13 protein-coding genes are annotated in these 15,978 nt (G+C 71.7%); 7 read left to right on the top strand and 6 right to left on the bottom strand.

The window, feature by feature from the left end; translation table 11 throughout:
- Positions 1 to 129: 129 nt before the first annotated feature.
- Together ACWFQ8_RS26970 and ACWFQ8_RS26965 are read right to left on the bottom strand one after the other, a co-directional pair.
- Entirely contained in the window at positions 130 to 810 is a 681-nt protein-coding gene (locus ACWFQ8_RS26970; protein ID WP_030387286.1) for a response regulator transcription factor, read from the bottom strand.
- On the bottom strand, positions 807 to 2,051 hold the full coding sequence (locus tag ACWFQ8_RS26965; RefSeq protein WP_453788867.1) for a sensor histidine kinase: 1,245 nt from the start codon (positions 2,049 to 2,051) through the stop codon (positions 807 to 809). Before ACWFQ8_RS26965 ends, ACWFQ8_RS26970 begins: the two co-directional genes overlap by 4 nt.
- Before the next feature lie 224 nt (positions 2,052 to 2,275).
- On the opposite strand from ACWFQ8_RS26965, the gene phoU reads away from it, so the two are divergent.
- Both phoU and ACWFQ8_RS26955 read left to right on the top strand, forming a co-directional pair.
- Positions 2,276 to 2,953: a phosphate signaling complex protein PhoU gene (gene phoU, locus ACWFQ8_RS26960; protein WP_453788866.1), complete on the top strand. Its 678-nt coding sequence runs from the start codon at positions 2,276 to 2,278 to the stop codon at positions 2,951 to 2,953.
- Between the two features lie 395 nt (positions 2,954 to 3,348).
- On the top strand, positions 3,349 to 3,498 hold the full coding sequence (locus ACWFQ8_RS26955) for a hypothetical protein (RefSeq protein ID WP_384536331.1): 150 nt from the start codon (positions 3,349 to 3,351) through the stop codon (positions 3,496 to 3,498).
- A 73-nt stretch (positions 3,499 to 3,571) separates the two neighbouring features.
- On the opposite strand, the gene ACWFQ8_RS26950 is transcribed toward ACWFQ8_RS26955, so the two are convergent.
- Positions 3,572 to 4,780, bottom strand: a complete 1,209-nt coding sequence (locus ACWFQ8_RS26950) for a hypothetical protein (RefSeq protein ID WP_453788865.1) — start codon at positions 4,778 to 4,780, stop codon at positions 3,572 to 3,574.
- Between the two features lie 100 nt (positions 4,781 to 4,880).
- Here ACWFQ8_RS26950 and ACWFQ8_RS26945 point away from each other — a divergent pair, with 100 nt between their 5' ends.
- Positions 4,881 to 6,512, top strand: a complete 1,632-nt coding sequence (locus ACWFQ8_RS26945; protein WP_453788864.1) for an Eco57I restriction-modification methylase domain-containing protein — start codon at positions 4,881 to 4,883, stop codon at positions 6,510 to 6,512.
- A 65-nt stretch (positions 6,513 to 6,577) separates the two neighbouring features.
- Here ACWFQ8_RS26945 and ACWFQ8_RS26940 read toward each other — a convergent pair whose 3' ends face one another.
- Complete coding sequence (locus tag ACWFQ8_RS26940) at positions 6,578 to 7,336, bottom strand: phosphoglyceromutase (RefSeq protein WP_385012061.1); 759 nt, start codon at positions 7,334 to 7,336, stop codon at positions 6,578 to 6,580.
- A gap of 153 nt (positions 7,337 to 7,489) precedes the next feature.
- On the opposite strand from ACWFQ8_RS26940, the gene ACWFQ8_RS26935 reads away from it, so the two are divergent.
- A complete protein-coding gene (locus ACWFQ8_RS26935; protein WP_453788863.1) occupies positions 7,490 to 8,887 on the top strand; it encodes an MDR family MFS transporter in 1,398 nt (465 codons plus the stop codon).
- Positions 8,888 to 9,075: 188 nt separating this feature from the next.
- Here the strand turns inward: ACWFQ8_RS26935 and ACWFQ8_RS26930 are convergent, their stop codons facing one another.
- Both ACWFQ8_RS26930 and mshA read right to left on the bottom strand, forming a co-directional pair.
- Positions 9,076 to 9,561 (bottom strand): YbjN domain-containing protein, encoded by a 486-nt coding sequence (locus ACWFQ8_RS26930; RefSeq protein ID WP_453788862.1) that lies wholly within the window; start codon positions 9,559 to 9,561, stop codon positions 9,076 to 9,078.
- The gene (gene mshA, locus ACWFQ8_RS26925; RefSeq protein ID WP_453788861.1) at positions 9,554 to 10,936 is read right to left on the bottom strand and encodes a D-inositol-3-phosphate glycosyltransferase; all 1,383 of its coding nucleotides are present in this window, start codon (positions 10,934 to 10,936) and stop codon (positions 9,554 to 9,556) included. The genes ACWFQ8_RS26930 and mshA overlap by 8 nt, the downstream gene beginning before the upstream one ends.
- 231 nt (positions 10,937 to 11,167) lie before the next feature.
- On the opposite strand from mshA, the gene ACWFQ8_RS26920 reads away from it, so the two are divergent.
- The 3 genes from ACWFQ8_RS26920 (at position 11,168) to ACWFQ8_RS26910 (ending at position 15,966) form a co-directional block, all read left to right on the top strand.
- Positions 11,168 to 11,998, top strand: coding sequence for a class I SAM-dependent methyltransferase (locus ACWFQ8_RS26920; RefSeq protein ID WP_453788860.1), 831 nt, complete (start codon positions 11,168 to 11,170; stop codon positions 11,996 to 11,998).
- A gap of 344 nt (positions 11,999 to 12,342) precedes the next feature.
- A complete protein-coding gene (locus tag ACWFQ8_RS26915; protein ID WP_453788859.1) occupies positions 12,343 to 13,434 on the top strand; it encodes an NlpC/P60 family protein in 1,092 nt (363 codons plus the stop codon).
- 1,131 nt (positions 13,435 to 14,565) lie between these two features.
- Complete coding sequence (locus tag ACWFQ8_RS26910; protein WP_453788858.1) at positions 14,566 to 15,966, top strand: PP2C family protein-serine/threonine phosphatase; 1,401 nt, start codon at positions 14,566 to 14,568, stop codon at positions 15,964 to 15,966.
- Positions 15,967 to 15,978: the final 12 nt, after the last annotated feature.

Genomic DNA, 15,978 nt, shown 5'->3' with positions numbered 1-15,978 from the left:
ACCAAAACTTTGGTGGGTGTGGTCTGTGTTTTTGTTTATAAGCCCCGGGGGGGGGGGGCCCGGTCGCTGCGGGGGGGGGGGGGCCCGGGGGGCGCCCGGGGGCCCCCGCGGCCCGGCACCGCCGCCGGCCTACGGCTCGAACTTGTAGCCCAGGCCCCGGACCGTGACCAGGTAGCGGGGCGCTCCCGGGTCCGGCTCGATCTTGGCGCGCAGGCGCTTGACGTGGACGTCCAGGGTCTTGGTGTCACCGACGTAGTCGGCGCCCCAGACGCGGTCGATCAGCTGCATGCGGGTCAGTACGCGGCCCGCGTTGCGCAGCAGCATCTCCAGCAGGTCGAACTCCTTGAGCGGGAGGTCAACCTTGCCCCCGGCGACGGTGACCACGTGGCGGTCGACGTCCATCCGTACGGGACCGGCCTCCAGCGCGGCCGGCGTGACCTCCTCCGGCTCGCCCCGGCGGCGCAGGACGGCGCGGATGCGGGCGACCAGCTCCCGCGAGGAGAAGGGCTTGGTCACGTAGTCGTCGGCTCCTATCTCCAGCCCGACGACCTTGTCGATCTCGCTGTCCTTGGCCGTCACCATGATCACGGGGACGTTCGAGCGGCCACGCAGCTGCCGGCACACCTCGGTGCCGGGCAGGCCGGGAAGCATCAGGTCGAGCAGGACGAGGTCGGCGCCGTTGCGCTCGAACTCGTCGAGCCCGTCGGGCCCCGTCGCGGCGATCGCCACTTCGAAGCCCTCCTTGCGGAGCATGTAGGACAGGGCGTCGCTGAAGGATTCCTCATCCTCGACGACGAGCACTCGGGTCACGGAAGGACCTCCGGGGCAGGAATGGCTGGTGCTGTGTGGTGTTCCGCTGCGAGCAGCGAGGGGGTGGTCGTGCGGGCCGCCGCCCGTGCGGCGGCTTCGGGAAGGCGCAGGGTGAACGTCGAGCCCTGGCCCTCCGAGCTCCACACCGACACCTCCCCGCCGTGCGAGGCCGCCACATGCTTCACGATCGCGAGGCCGAGGCCGGTTCCTCCCGTGGCGCGGGAGCGGGCCGGGTCCACGCGGTAGAAGCGCTCGAAGATGCGCTCGCGGTCCTTTTCCGGGATGCCGATGCCCTGGTCGGTCACGGCGATCTCGATCAAGTCTCCCCCGGGTGCCGCGATCCTGCGTCCGGCTATGCCGACGCGGGTGCGGGCGGGGCTGTAGTTGACGGCGTTCTCGACCAGATTCCCGAGGGCGGCCGCGAGCTGTCCGCGGTTGCCCCAGACCTTCAGGTCGGCGGTGCCGCCCGCGGCCATGATGATCTGCTTGGAGGACGCCGTGTGCCGGCAGCGGTCCATGGCCTCCGCCACCAGCGTGTCCACCCGTACGGGCTCCGCGTCCTCCAGCGGGTCGTCGTTCTGGACCCGGGAGAGGTCGATGAGCTCCTGGACGAGGTTGATCAGCCGGGTGGACTCGATCTGCATGCGGCCGGCGAAGCGGCTGACCGCCTCGGGGTCGTCGGCCGCGTCCATCACGGCCTCGGAGAGCAGGGAGATCGCTCCGACCGGCGTTTTGAGCTCGTGGGAGACGTTGGCCACGAAGTCGCGGCGCACCGCCTCGATGCGGCGCGCCTCGGTGAGGTCCTCGACCAGGAGCAGGACCAGCCGGGAGCCGAGCGGGGCGACGCGCGCCGAGACCGCGAGGGCCTCGCCGCGGCCGGTGCCGCGCCGGGGCAGGTCCAGCTCGACCTGCCGTATCTCCCCGTCGCGGCGGGTGTCGCGGGCCATGTGCAGCATGGGCTCCACGGCCAGCTTCCCGCCACGGACCAGCCCGAGGGCGTACGCCGCCGAGCTGGCCTTGACGACGGCGTCGCCCTCGTCCAGTACGACGGCGGACGAGCGCAGTACGGAGAGCACGGTGTCCACGCCGGGCGGGAGCACCGCATTGATGTCGGGGCGCATGGAGCTCCGGGTGGGGCGGGCCTGGTCGCGCTCGCTCCAGCGGAACGCCAGCATCGCGATGACGCCGGTGCAAAGACCGGCGATCGCTGCAGCTGCGGCGACCGCCGCGTTCACGTCCATGTATCCAGGTTAAGCAGGCACGACGACACTTCCACAGCCGTTCGGGTGGCACCTCGAACAGTCGTCGCCCAGAGTTCACTCTGGCGACGGGGTTGATTCACTTGTGGTGCCGGAGTCGGACGCGTTTGCGGCTCACCGTGGCACCGTGGGGCCGATGGCGCCCCGGGCCCGCCCCCGGGCAGCAGTGCAGTAGCAGGTAGTAGGTCGAGAGAGGGACACGAGACATGCGCGACGCGTACCACGAGGAACTGGACTCGATCGGAGAGAGCCTGGTCGAGATGGCCCGGCTCGTCGGTTCCGCGATCGGGCGGGCCACGACGTCCATGCTCGACGCCGACCTCAAGCTCGCCGAGAGCGTCATCGCCGCGGACCAGAAGGTCGACGACCTCCAGCACGACCTGGAGGCGCGCGCCATCGCGCTGCTGGCCCGCCAGCAGCCCGTGGCCACGGACCTGCGCATCGTCGTGACCTCCCTGCGCATGAGCGCGGACCTGGAGCGCAGCGGCGACCTGGCGCAGCACGTGGCGAAGCTCGCCCGGCTGCGCTTCCCGGACACGGCGGTGCCGCGGGACCTGCACGCCACCATCCTGGAGATGGGGCAGCTGGCGCAGCGGCTGATGGCGAAGGCCGCCGAGGTCATCATCACGAAGGACGTCGACCTGGCCCTCCAGCTGGAGCAGGACGACGACGAGATGGACCAGCTGCACCGGACGCTGTTCCAGCACCTGATGGACGACCGCTGGAAGCACGGCATCGAGACGGCGGTGGACGTGACGCTGCTGGGCCGGTACTACGAGCGCTTCGCGGACCACGCGGTGTCGGTGGCCAAGCGCGTGGTCTACCTGGTGACGGGCGAACACGCGGACGAGCTCCAGCCGCCGACCCCGGTCGAGGGCGTCTGACGAACGCACGCCGGGGCGGGGCGAGGCCCTGCGGCGGGGGCGGGCCGGGCCGGGCCGATCCCGGCACTCGCCGGGCCGGGGTCGGGGTCGGGCCTGAGTCGGGGCGGGGCCGGGTCGGCGCCGGTACTCGCCCTTCGGGCCGGGCCTGAATCGGGGCGCGGCCGGCGGCGGCACTCGCCGGGGCGGACCGGGGCCGGCCCCGAGTCGATACTTGGGCCGGGGCCGGGATCGGGGCGGGGGCCCGGACCGAGGCCTGAGCCGAGGCCCGGGCCAGGAATGCGACCTCAGCTGGGACGGGGCGTCCCAACGGGCGAGCCCCAATGCGCCGTTGACGCGCCGGTGCGGGTGGGCATGAATGAGGCGAAGGCCCCGTACACCGCCCGCGAGGAGGAACCATGCCCGATTCCCCCGTCCCCATCACCCCGGAGCAGGAGCAGCCCCCGAGGTCGGAGCCGCTCCGCCTCCCGCTGCTCGCGGCCTGCGGCTGCGGCTCGGGCTGCGGCTGCGGCTGCCAGTCCGGCGCCCCGTGCCAGTGCGGCGGCTGACCCCGCCCACCCGGACCCGCGCCCGCGAGGGGCCCCGCCCGACCGTGGTCGGCCGGGGCCCCTCGCCGCCGGTTTAGCCGATCGGGTCAGTGGCAATCGTGAGTTGACGGGAGCCGTCCTCGAACCGCTCAATCGTCACGTATTCGCCGACGTGATCCTTGTCCCGGAGATACTTACCAAGGTAGTCCCCCCAATGAAGCCAAGTGGGCACATTATTCTGATTCGACACACGATGGGGAGCATGATCGAGGAACAGAGCGTGGACGCCATGGTTCTTCGCGCCGACGATCACTTGAAACGAGACGCTGGCTTGCTCGTGGACCTTGCTACCTTTCTGGACCTTCTTCCATTCGAGGTCGGAGAAGAAGTGGTTCCGGAAGTACGTCTTGTGATCGAGGGCGTGCTTAGCCTGTGACAGCTTGATGTGACCGGTGGGATTACTCTTCTCTCCCTTCGGTTGTTGGGCATCGCTAGCCGTCATCTTCTTGTGCCAGGCGTGCGTGATGATCTCGGATTCCCCGAGCGGCACGTCCTCCAGCGTCGTGTCGTCGCCCTCGAGGTAGGCCGGCTCGGGCGACAGGTCCGAAGACAGTGGCGCGTCGGCTCGCCGAGGGCGCTTGGCCGGATCGGGATGCTTTGCGTTCTTCGAACGTCCAAACAGTAGGGGCCCCTCGAGGTACGCAGGACCTGCGGCCGGGCGCGCCCCACGCGCATTGATCCGATCCTCATTACCGATCCTGCACTCCGGATCAAGGACCAGTTGCTCGATGAGTTTCTTCGTCAGTGGCAGGCAGACCTCGGTGTCCCTGATGAGCTTCCCGAACCAGCCCTCCAGATCCGATACGACAGTGCGCGAGTCTGCATCTGCTCGATCTCCGGAGACAGCCAGGGATGCTTCGTAGTTCCAGTACAGGCCACCCGCGGTCAGATTGCTGGAACCAACCAACGCAGACCAATGGTCAGGGCCGGTAAAGAGGTAGATCTTGGGGTGGAAGGTCCGCCCGGAGTCGTGGAAGACGTAACTCTCACCGGGCAGGTCCAGGGTCGCGGACAAGCCCTGCCGAGTCGCGCCGCCCTCGCTGATTCCGACGACCGAGGTGATCAAGCCTCCGCGAGCTGCGAACCCCTGCAGGGCGGTTTCCACACGTCTGAGACCACTCCGCTTGGCCCAGGCCGCAGCGAAGGACAAGTGTGTGAACCGCTCGTCCGCACATCCCTCGATCAGGTATCGATGAAGGCTGCCGGAGTCGGCGTACGGCTGACCGATCAAGTTGATCTTCATGGCCCGCACAGTGCACGACGACTAGGAGGTCTGGCAACCATGGTTCGGTTCCCCCTCTAGACTCGTCTGGTTCCACCCCCTGGCCACTGGAGGCAACCGCGTGAGAACCATCGATCAGGTCTCCGCAGACAAGCTGCGAGGTGGGTTCTACTCACCGGAACCGCTCGTCGCAACCTGTTTCGAGCGCGTACGCGAGTTGCTCGACGGCAACGTCGATGGCTTGAAGGTGTTGGAGCCCAGCGCCGGAGACGGTGCGTTCGTCCGGGGCCTCCAGAACGACCCACTCGCCTCTCGTGTGTCCGAGATGGTCGCTGTGGAAATCGATGGCGTTGAAGCCGCTCACTGCGAGGAGGCCGGCCAGGCGGCCCCCTTCAGCGTGGACGTGCGGCAAGGGAGCTTCCTCGCGCCGCAGCGCGTGGTCGAGCGAGACTTCGACGTCGCAGTGGGCAATCCGCCCTTTGTGCGTTTCCAGTTCGTCTCAAACTCAGAACGCACTTACTCGGACGCCATCGCCGCCGAGCTGGGCGTTACGTTCAAGGGAGTTTCGAATCTATGGATTCCGATGCTTCTTTCCGCTCTGAGTAAACTCCGAGACGGTGGTGTTTTCGCATTCATCATCCCCGCTGAATGCCTGACCGGGATTTCAGCATCTGTCATCCGCCGCTGGGTACTCCAAAACAGCACGTCCCTCCGAGTGGATCTATTCGCTCCTGGATCTTTTCCCGGCGTACTGCAAGAAGTCGTAATCCTGAGCGGGCGGAGGAGCCTATTCGGAGGCGATGCCCTGTTGGAAGTACGGGAAACCGGTGGGCCATCCGTGCGGGTCTGGTCACACCACGCGACCGCTGATGCGCACACCTGGACTCGCTACCTGCTGAACCCGCGGCAGGTAGAAGCCCTCGATGCAGCCTCAGACTTGCCGCTCGCAGGCACGGTCGGGCAGTTCGCCCGGTTCAGCGTTGCAACCGTCACAGGGGCCAACGACTATTTCTCCGCCAGCCCGGACATGGTCAAGGACTACGACTTGGAGCAGTGGGCGATCCCCCTGCTACCTCGGATCAGGAACGCCAAGGGCCTCGTCTTTACTCGAACCGACCAGCGGCAGAACGCCGAAGAGGGAATCAGGTCCCATCTCCTTGACTTCTCCAGAGGCGATGACCCTATGGAATATCCCCTTGCTGCCGAATACATCCGGCAGGGCGAAGCCCAGGAGCTCCACCTCAGATACAAATGCCGAATCCGCAGCCCTTGGTACCACGTCCCGGTGGTTGCCCCCGGTGCGTTGCTGATGTCGAAGCGCTCGCACTTCTACCCACGCGTCGTTGCCAACGAGGTCAGCGCCGTCACGACTGACACGATCTACCAAGCGCGCATGCTGCCAGGAGCAACCAAATTGGCGCGCGCCTTCGCGGGTTCCTTTCACAACTCCCTCACCCTGTTGTCCGCCGAGATCGAAGGACGCAGCTTCGGGGGCGGGGTACTGGAGCTCGTCCCGAGCGAGGTGAGCCGGCTACAGGTCATAGTGCACGAGGCGATGGAGGGGGAACTGCCGCTTCTGGACGACATCTCCCGCTCCGAAGTGCCCGGCGTCGAGGACCTACTCGTCGAGGAAACTGACCGTCGCCTGTGCAAGGTGGTGCCGGGCCTGGAACCCTCACTGCTTGAGCCCTTGGCCGAAGCGCGCCTGGAACTTCAAAAGCGGCGCCTCGATCGCACGAAGCAGTCCGCCTGACTCGTACGAGGAAGCCCCCGCCCGCCGGGAAGCGGCAGGGAGGGGGCTGTTCTCGTGCGTCAGGGCTACTTCTTGCCCTGGTTCTTGACGGCCTCGATCGCGGCCGCGGCCGCGTCGGGGTCGAGGTAGGTGCCGCCCGGCTTGAGGGGCTTGAAGTCGGCGTCCAGCTCGTAGGCGAGCGGGATGCCCGTCGGGATGTTCAGGCCCGCGATGTCGGCGTCGGAGATGCCGTCCAGGTGCTTGACCAGCGCGCGCAGGGAGTTGCCGTGCGCGGCGACCAGGACCGTGCGGCCGGCCAGCAGGTCCGGGACGATGCCGTCGTACCAGTACGGCAGCATGCGGACGACGACGTCCTTGAGGCACTCCGTCCTCGGGCGCAGCTCCGGCGGGATCGTCGCGTAGCGCGGGTCCCCGGACTGCGAGAACTCCGTGCCGTCCTCCAGGGCCGGCGGCGGGGTGTCGTACGAGCGGCGCCACAGCATGAACTGCTCCTCGCCGAACTCGGCGAGGGTCTGGGCCTTGTCCTTGCCCTGGAGGGCGCCGTAGTGGCGCTCGTTCAGGCGCCAGGAGCGGTGGACCGGGATCCAGTGACGGTCGGCGGCCTCCAGCGCCATCTGCGCGGTGCGGATCGCGCGCTTCTGGAGCGAGGTGTGCACGACGTCGGGGAGCAGGCCGGCGTCCTTGAGCAGCTCACCGCCCCGGACCGCCTCCTTCTCACCCTTCTCGTTGAGGTTGACGTCCACCCAGCCGGTGAACAGGTTCTTCGCGTTCCACTCGCTCTCGCCGTGACGGAGGAGGATCAGCTTGTACGGTGCGTCGGCCATGCGTACGAGCCTAATGGACGCCCCGGCCCCCTCGCTCGCGGTGTCCACCGCCGCCGATTGACGGTCGGCGTCAATCCGGTGGCGCCCCCGGCCCCTCGCCTCGTAACGTGCTGACTGCGCGAGAGCCACTTACACCACCCGGGGGGATTCCTTATGTCCGTTGCCAGTGCGAGACGGGCCTTCCGGGAGAGCGTGTCGGGGCTGCCCCCCGCGTTCTGGTGGCTGTGGACGAGCACGCTCGTCAACCGGCTCGGGGCCTTCGTCGCCACCTTCATGACCTTGTACCTGACCCTCGACCGGGGCTACTCGGCCTCCTTCGCGGGACTCGTGGTGGCCCTGCACGGGCTCGGCGGTGTGGTCTCCTCCCTCGTCGCCGGGGTGATGACCGACCGGCTGGGCCGGCGGCCCACGATGCTGGCCGCCCAGGCCTCGACCGGCCTCTCGGTGGCGCTGCTCGGCTTCATGGAGCACCCGGCGGCGATCGGCGCGGTGGCGCTGCTGGTCGGCATGACGTCGAACGCGTCCCGGCCGGCGGTCGCGGCGATGATGGCGGACATCGTGCGCCCGGAGGACCGCGTACGGGCCTTCGCGCTCAACTACTGGGCCATCAACCTCGGCTTCGCGATCAGCGCGACCGCGGCGGGGTTGATCGCGGAGTACAGCTACCTGGCCGGCTTCCTGGGCGAGGCGGTGCTGACGCTGACGTGCGCGGTGCTCGTGTACGTCAAGCTGCCGGAATCCCGGCCGGAGCGCTCCGCCGCGGGGGCCGGTGCGGGTGCCGGTGCCGGTACGGGGATGGGTGCGGGTGCGGGTACGGGCAAGGGCGTCGGCCGCGGGCCGGAGATCGGGCTGGGGACCGTGCTGCGCGACGGGCGGTTCATGGGCGTGGTCGGGCTGTCGTTCCTGATCTCCCTGATCTTCACCCAGGGGTCGGTGGGGCTGCCGGTGGCGATGGGCGCGGCCGGGTTCTCGCCCGGCGACTACGGCCTGGTCATCGCCGTGAACGGGCTGCTGATCGTGCTGCTGCAGATCCCGGTGACCCGGTTCATCGAGCACCGCGACCCGCAGCGGCTGCTGGTGATCTCGGCTCTGCTGGCCGGGTACGGGTTCGCGCTGACGGCCTTCGCCGGGCCGCTGTGGACGTGGGCGCTGACGGTGTGCGTGTGGACGCTGGCCGAGATCGTCAATTCGCCGACCCAGATGAGCCTGGTGGTGCGGCTCTCGCCGGTGCACGGGCGCGGGCGGTACCAGGGGATGTACACGATGTCCTGGGCGGTGGCCTCGCTGGTGGCGCCGCTGATGGCGGGGTTCGTTATCGACCGGTACGGGGCGGGATGGCTGTGGGCCGCGACGGCCGTGCTGGGCACGGTGGCGGGGGCGGGGTACTGGCTGCTGATGCGGGCGCTGTCCGGTGGGGGCGAGGGGGATGCCGCTCCGGAAGCCGGTGCCGCTCCCGCTACGGCTACCGGTGCCGCTCCCGCTACGGCTGCCGGTGCCGCTCCCGCTACGGCCGGAGCGTCGGTGCCGCTGCCGGCGCGCGCCGAGGCGTAGCCGGACTCCGCCCGGGCCGTACGGGGCGGGGTCCCGTACGTGGCCCGTACCCGGGAGCGGCGCCGCTCCCGGGGATTCGCCCCGGACCTCTTACGGCGCCCCGGACCCCTTACGGCGCTCCGCCCGCGCCCCGAACGCCGGCGGGGCCGGGGCCCTCAGCCCGGAGCCGCCGACAGGGCCGGGAGCCGTCAGGACGGGCGGGTCAGGTGTTTGAACGCGTCCAGGTTGTGCGTGGGTTCGCCGCGCGAGACGCGCCAGTCGTACTCGCGCCGGATCGCGCTCGCGAAGCCCAGTTCCAGCAGGGTGTTGAAGGCACCGTCCGCCGCCTCCAGGACCGTGCCGAGCAGTTGGTCCAGGTCCTCGGGGGTGACGACCGACAGGGGGAGGCGGGCCGTCAGGTACACGTCGCCGAGGCGGTCCACCGCGTAGCTCATCCCGTACAGCTTGAGGTTGCGCTCCAGCAGCCAGCGGTGGACGCCCGCCTCGTTCTCGTCCGGGTGCCTGATCACGAAGGCGTTCACGGACAACGAGTGCCGGCCGACGCGCAGCGAGCAGGTGGTGCTCAGCTTGCGCGTGCCGGGGAGCTGGACGACGTACGAGCCCGGTTCGGGGCTCTCCCAGCTCAGCTCGGCGCCGTTCAGGGCGCCTTCGATGATCGCGGCGGTGTCAGCCATGGTGGGAGCGTACGCGACGGCGATGATCATGCATGGCAGCGGTGTACACGTCCGCCGTGCCGCTCGCCGCCGTGTCCCAGCCGAAGGACTGCGCGTGCCGCGCCGCGTCGGCGCCCATCCGGTCCGCCAGCCCGGGCTCGTCCACGAACCGCCGCAGCTCGCGCGCGTAGTCCACCGGGTCGTGCCCGGGTACGAGGATCCCCGTGACCCCCGCGTCGACGGCGACGGGCAGTCCGCCCACCGCGGCGGCGAGCACCGGCGTGCCGGCGGCCTGGGCCTCTATGGCGACGAGCCCGAAGGACTCGCTGTACGAGGGCATGACCAGCACGGACGCGGCCCGGAACCAGTCGGCGAGCCGGTCCTGGCCGACCGGCGGGTGGAAGTGCACGAGGTCGGCGATGCCGAGCTTCGCGGCCAGTTTCTGCAGGCCCTCCGGCTTGGCGAGGCCGCTGCCGCTGGGGCCGCCGACGACGGGGACGTGGAGCCGCCGGCGCAGGGAGGGGTCCCGGTCCACGAGTTCGGCGACGGCGCGCAGCAGGATGTCGGGGGCCTTGAGGGGCTGGATCCGGCCCGCGAAGAGCGGGATGACGGCGTCCTGGGGCAGCCCGAGGCGGGCGCGGGCGGCGGCCCGCCCGTCGGCCACGGCGAAGCGCTCCAGATTCACGCCGGGGTGGACGACGGCCACCTTGGCGGGGTCGGCCTCGTAGTACCGGACGAGTTCGCCGGCCTCCTCGGCCGTGTTCGCGATGAGCCGGTCGGCGGCGGCCACGATCTGGGTCTCGCCGATCACGCGGGCGGCGGGCTCGGGGGTGTCGCCCCAGGCCAGCGCCGCGTTCTTGACCTTCGCCATGGTGTGCATCGCGTGCACGAGCGGCACGCCCCAGCGTTCGGCGGCGAGCCAGCCGACGTGGCCGGAGAGCCAGTAGTGGGAGTGCACGAGGTCGTAGTAGCCGGGGCGGTGGCCGGCCCAGGCCTGCATCACGCCGTGGGTGAAGGCGCACAGCTGGGCCGGGAGCTCCTCCTTGGCCAGGCCCTCGTACGGGCCGGCGTCGACGTGCCGCACCAGGACGCCGGGGGCCAGCTCGACGACGGGCGCCAGCCCGCCCGCCGTGGCCCGGGTGAAGATCTCGACCTCGATGTTGATCGCGGCGAGCCGCTTGGCCAGCTCCACGATGTACACGTTCATGCCGCCGGCGTCGCCGGTGCCGGGCTGGTGCAGCGGTGAGGTGTGCACGCTCAGCATGGCCACGCGGCGGGGTTTGCGGTGGTGGCCGACGGCCGGCAGACGCAACCGGGGTGGTTCGTGGCGGGCGGCGCGGGCGGCGGCGAGACGTCCGCTGAGGCTGCCGCCGAGGCGTGACACGTACTGGCTCAAGGGAGCAGTTCCTCTCGGCTCGGCCGACGCTCGGACGGGCTGCTGCCGCACGGGGGCGCGACCGCGTTCGCCCTGGGGGCGTCCCCGGGACGGCATGACGGCAGGAGCGCGCCGGGCGCCCTGCAAGGATTGCAACCCGGATGGCCGTCCCCCGCATTCCGGGGGACCCGGTTTTCCTGCTCGGTTTGCCGGATTTTTATCCGGGACCGACCCTCCGCTTACTCTCGCCCCATGGCCTCCCGCAGTACCCCGCCCCCCAGCCGAGCCCCCGGCCGCCCCGTGGGCGCGGTGACGCGCGGGACGACGAACCCGAACCGGTTGCGCCGGATGGACCGCTGGATCGCGGCGACGCACGGGGCCGCGCTGCGGCGCGCGCGGGCGCCGGTCGCGGTCGACCTCGGCTACGGGGCCGCCCCCTGGACGGCGGTCGAGCTCCTGGCGCGGCTGCGTGCGGCCGCGCCCCGGGTACGGGTGGTGGGCATCGAGATCGAGCCGGCGCGGGTGGCCGGGGCGAAGCCGTACGAGCGGGAGGGGCTGAGCTTTCGGCACGGCGGGTTCGAGGTGCCGCTGGACGGGCCGGGCGGCGGGGAGCGGCCGGCGCTGATCCGCGCGGCGAACGTACTGCGCCAGTACGACGAGGAGCAGGTCGCGGACGTGTGGGCGCGGCTGTGCTCCCGGCTGGCCCCGGAGGGGCTGCTGGTGGAGGGGACCTGCGACGAGATCGGGCGGCGGCACGTATGGGTCGCGCTGGGGCCGGAGGGGCCGCGCACGGTGACGTTCGCGACGCGGCTGGGCTCCCTGGAGCGCCCGTCGGACCTCGCGGAGCGGCTGCCGAAGGCGCTGATCCACCGGAACGTGCCGGGCGAGCCGGTGCACGCGTTCCTGCGCGACTTCGACCGGGCGTGGGCGGCGGCGGCGCCGTACGCCTCGTACGGGGCCCGGCAGCGCTGGATCCGGACGGCGCGGGCCCTCGGGGGCGACTGGCCCCTGGCGGACGGGCCGGTGCGGTGGCGGCAGGGGGAACTGACGGTGCGGTGGGAGGCGTTGCGCCCGTTGGGGTGAAGGGGGCGCGGTGGGGAACCGGGGGCGGGGGCGGGCCGTTGTGTCGTCCGGGGGACGGGGTGGCGGTTTCGGGGCGGGGGGTCACGGGGCGGGTTTCGGGGCGGGGTTTCGGGGCCGGGTTTCGGCGCGCGGCGGGGCCGGTTTCGGTACGCGGCGGGGCGGCATCCGGGGGTGGCATCCCACAGGGCATCCGACATGGCATCCGACAGGGTGGACAAGATCGGAAGAAGCCCCCGAGGGTGTTGGAATTCACCGAGTCGTGGCACCATCCCGAAGGCAGTAACAAGTTACTGATGAATAGTCAGATCTGATACGGGGTCTGACGCGGGGTGCCTGGGGGGACCATGGTGGCCGTAAGGCGACGACGGGGCGCGAGCGCTCTCGTACTGCTGTGCGCGATGACGGTGGCGGTGTTGACGGCACCCGGCCTGGCTGCGGGGACCGCGCACGCGGCGCCCTCCGCTCCCGGGGCTCCCGCCGCTCCCGCGCCCGAGCCGGGCGTCAAGACCCTGGAGCAGGTCCGCAAGGAGATCGAGGAGCTGTACCGGCAGGCCGGCACCGCCACGGACGCGTACAACCTCGCCGAGGCGGAGACCAAGGCCCAGTCCGACAAGATCGTCGAGATCGCCAACCTCGTCGTCGCGGGCCAGGAGCGGATCAGCTCCCTGAAGGGGCGCGCGGGCGCCGCCGCCCGCGCCCAGTACCGCTCGGGCGGACTGCCGCCGGGCGCGAAGCTCGTCCTGAGCGAGGACCCGAACCAGTTCCTGGACGCCAAGGACCGGCTGCGCCAGGGCGAGAAGGCCACCTCGGACCTCCTCACCGAACTGGACCGCACCCAGGCCGACCTGAAGCGGTACGCGCAGGACGCCGCCGCGCACTGGTCGACGCTGGAGGCCAACCGGATCAAGCAGGAGGAGTCGAAGAAGCAGGTCGAGGCGAAGATCAAGGCGGCGGAGGAGCTGGAGAACAAGCTGGAGGCCGAGGAGAAGGCCCGGCTGATCCAGCTGGAGCAGGAAGCCCAGTACAAGGCACAGAAGGCGTGGCTGTCGACGGGCGCCATGAAGGACGTCCAGGGCACGGCGACGGACGCCGGGAAGCGGGCCGTGCAGTTCGCCACCGCGCAGATAGGCAAGCCCTACGTGTGGGGCGCCGAGGGCCCGGGCTCGTTCGACTGCTCCGGCCTCACCTCGCAGGCGTGGCGGGCGGCGGGCAAGGGCATCCCGCGCACGTCGCAGGAGCAGCTGCGGCTGCTGCCGAAGGTCGAGATCAAGGACATGCGGCCGGGCGATCTGATCATCTACTTCGACGACGCGAGCCACGTCGCCATGTACGTGGGCGACGGCGCGATGGTCCACGCCCCGCGCCCCGGCCGCGACGTGACGATGGCGGGCGCGGGCTCGATGCCGATCAAGGCGGTAGTCCGCCCGGACGCGTAGCCGCCCCCGCGGGGCGCCGAGGCCCAACGGCGGCGGCCCGGCGGCCGGGCTCCGGGGCGCCGCAGCCCCGGGGGTCAGGTCCGGGGCGGGCGCCGCAGCGTGGAGCCCTGGGGTCGCCGCAGTCCCGGGGGCCGGGGGGCCCGCAGCCCCTCGGGTGCCGCAGCAGCGCCGCAGCCCGGGGGGCGGAGGCCGGAGGCACCGCAACCCCGGGGGCGGGGGCGCCGCAGCGTGGGGCCTGGGGTCGCCACAGTCCAGGGACCCGGAAGACCCGCAGCTCCGGGGGTGCCGCAGCAGCGGGGGCCGGGGCTGCGGCGCACCGCAGCGTGAGGCCTGGGGTCGCCACAGCCCAGGGACCCGAGAGGGCCGCAGCCCCGAGGGCGCCGCAGCCCGGGGCCGGGGGTGCCGCAGCGCCGGGGCGGGGCCGCCGCCGTCCAGCGACCCGGGGGCACCGCAGCCCGGGGGCTTGGGGCCGCAGAGCCGCGCCGCCGTGCCAATCCCTCCGGGGGCGGTGGACCCCCGCACGGCAACCCGGAGGGCGGTGGACCACCCGCACGGCTTCCCCGGGGCGGCAGGGGCCCGCGCACGGCCGCGCCGCAGCGCGACTACCGGGATGGCCGGCCCCGCACGGCTACCAGCCGGGACCGGGCGGCGGGGCACGCAGGGCGGGACCGGCGGCGGCTCGCCGGAACGGGACCCGGGGGTCCCCCGGCAGGGCCCGCAGGGCCGAGAGCCGCCCGCAGGGCTCGCAAGGCCGGGACCCGCCCGCTGGGCGCGCGGGGCCGGGAGCCACCGGCTGTGGCGCGCGGGCCGGGACCCGGCGGCTGTGGCGCGCGGGGACGGGAGCCGGAGGCGGATCGCGGGGGCGGGGCGCGGTGGGCCGGCGGCGCGGCTCGCGGGCCGGGGTTCGACGGCGGGGGCTCGGAGGCAACCAAACGGGGGGCGTCGACGTCTCGCTCCACGGGACGGATCGCGGCCCCTCCGTGACGTTTGTCATCAGTGCGGCCGATTTTCCCCCGGGATAACGGCATATGACGGCGGCCCCGGCCCCGAGCGCATTCCGTTTGCCGGGCCGGGACCGCTAGGGTCGCCCGGACGAGCGCACCCTCGGGGGGAGGGAAGGAACCGGAGACGATGCCCGTACCCGTACCGCGGCAGAGGGACACCCCGGCCACGGAGAGCGGTCAGGCCGTTCTGCCCACAGCCGCAGCGACAGCCACAGCCGTACCGACCGCCGCGCACACCGCCGCCGCGCCCCAGGTCACCGCACCGCCGGTCACCCCACCGCCGGGCGCCGCGCAGGCGACCCCGCACACGACCGCGCTGACCCTCCTCGTCATCGAGGACGACCCCGCGGGCGGCCTCACCGTCCCGGAGATCCTCGACCGGGACGGCCACCGCATCCGGCTCCGTACTGCCCGCAACCTCACCGAGGCGCAGCGCCTGCTCACCCCCGACGTGCACTGCATCCTGCTCGACCTGGCCCTCACGGACACGGGCCCCCGCACCTCCGCCGCCCCCTCCCCTTCCGGAACGGGCGCCACCACCGCCGCCCCCGTGGACGAGCTGGCCGCCCTGCGCCACGTGCTCCGCATCGCGCCCCGCCACGCCGTCCTCGTCCTGACCGCCGAGGCCGACGCCGACCGCGCCGCCGAGGCCGTCCGGGTCGGCGCCCAGGACTTCCTCTTCCGGGACGAGCTGGACGGCCGGCTGCTGAGCCGCGCCATCCGCTACGCGGTGGAGAGAAAACGGGCGGACATCGCCCAGTACAAGCTTGCAGAATCGAAACTGCGCGCCCAGGAGAACGCCCGCCTGGAACGCGGACTGCTCCCGAACCCCCTCCTGGAGGGTTCCGACCTCCGCTTCGCCGCCCGCTACCGCCCCGGCCGCAGCCGGGCGCTGCTCGGCGGCGACTTCTACGACACCGTCCGCACCCCCGACGGCACCGTCCACGCCATGATCGGCGACGTCTGCGGGCACGGCCCCGACGAAGCCGCCCTCGGCGTCGAGCTTCGCATCGCCTGGCGCGCCCTGACCCTGGCGGGACTGTGCGGCGACGACCTGCTGGCCACCCTCCAGCAGGTGCTGGAGGTGGAGCGCCCGTCCGAGGAGATCTTCGCGACGCTGTGCACGGTCGACATCGCGCCGGACGGCCGCCGCGCCGGCCTGTGCCTCGCCGGGCACCCCAGCCCGCTGATCGCCCGGCCGGGCCGCCCCGCGCAGCTCCTGCCGTACGAGAGCAGTGGTCCGGCGCTCGGACTGCTGCCGCGCGCCCGCTGGCCGCGCCGGCAGGTCGAGCTCGGGGGCACGTGGAGTCTGATGCTGTACACCGACGGTCTGATCGAGGGGCGGATCGGTGAGGGCAAGGAACGGCTCGGACAGGACGGCATGGTCGAGATGATCAACCGCCACCTGGACCGGGGCCTGACCGGCGAGGGCCTGCTGGAAGCCTCCGTCACCGAGGCCCGCCGCCTCAACGGCGGCGAGCTCACGGACGACGTGGCCGTGGTCCTGCTCTCCCGCGCCGAGAGCTGACCCGGGGCCGGG

This window comes from Streptomyces sp. NPDC055254 (genome assembly GCF_053606025.1).
Note: the sequence above shows the minus strand (reverse complement) of the source record. Positions and strands in the feature narration are given on the sequence as shown.

Excerpts from the sequence above, each read along its gene's own strand:
- ACWFQ8_RS26965 (WP_453788867.1), bottom strand. The coding sequence starts at position 2,051 with ATGGACGTGAACGCGGCGGTCGCCGCAGCTGCAGCGATCGCCGGTCTT.
- phoU (WP_453788866.1), top strand. The coding sequence starts at position 2,276 with ATGCGCGACGCGTACCACGAGGAACTGGACTCGATCGGAGAGAGCCTG.
- ACWFQ8_RS26955 (WP_384536331.1), top strand. The coding sequence starts at position 3,349 with ATGCCCGATTCCCCCGTCCCCATCACCCCGGAGCAGGAGCAGCCCCCG.
- ACWFQ8_RS26950 (WP_453788865.1), bottom strand. The coding sequence starts at position 4,780 with ATGAAGATCAACTTGATCGGTCAGCCGTACGCCGACTCCGGCAGCCTT.
- ACWFQ8_RS26940 (WP_385012061.1), bottom strand. The coding sequence starts at position 7,336 with ATGGCCGACGCACCGTACAAGCTGATCCTCCTCCGTCACGGCGAGAGC.
- ACWFQ8_RS26935 (WP_453788863.1), top strand. The coding sequence starts at position 7,490 with ATGTCCGTTGCCAGTGCGAGACGGGCCTTCCGGGAGAGCGTGTCGGGG.
- ACWFQ8_RS26930 (WP_453788862.1), bottom strand. The coding sequence starts at position 9,561 with ATGGCTGACACCGCCGCGATCATCGAAGGCGCCCTGAACGGCGCCGAG.
- ACWFQ8_RS26920 (WP_453788860.1), top strand. The coding sequence starts at position 11,168 with ATGGCCTCCCGCAGTACCCCGCCCCCCAGCCGAGCCCCCGGCCGCCCC.
- ACWFQ8_RS26915 (WP_453788859.1), top strand. The coding sequence starts at position 12,343 with ATGGTGGCCGTAAGGCGACGACGGGGCGCGAGCGCTCTCGTACTGCTG.
- ACWFQ8_RS26910 (WP_453788858.1), top strand. The coding sequence starts at position 14,566 with ATGCCCGTACCCGTACCGCGGCAGAGGGACACCCCGGCCACGGAGAGC.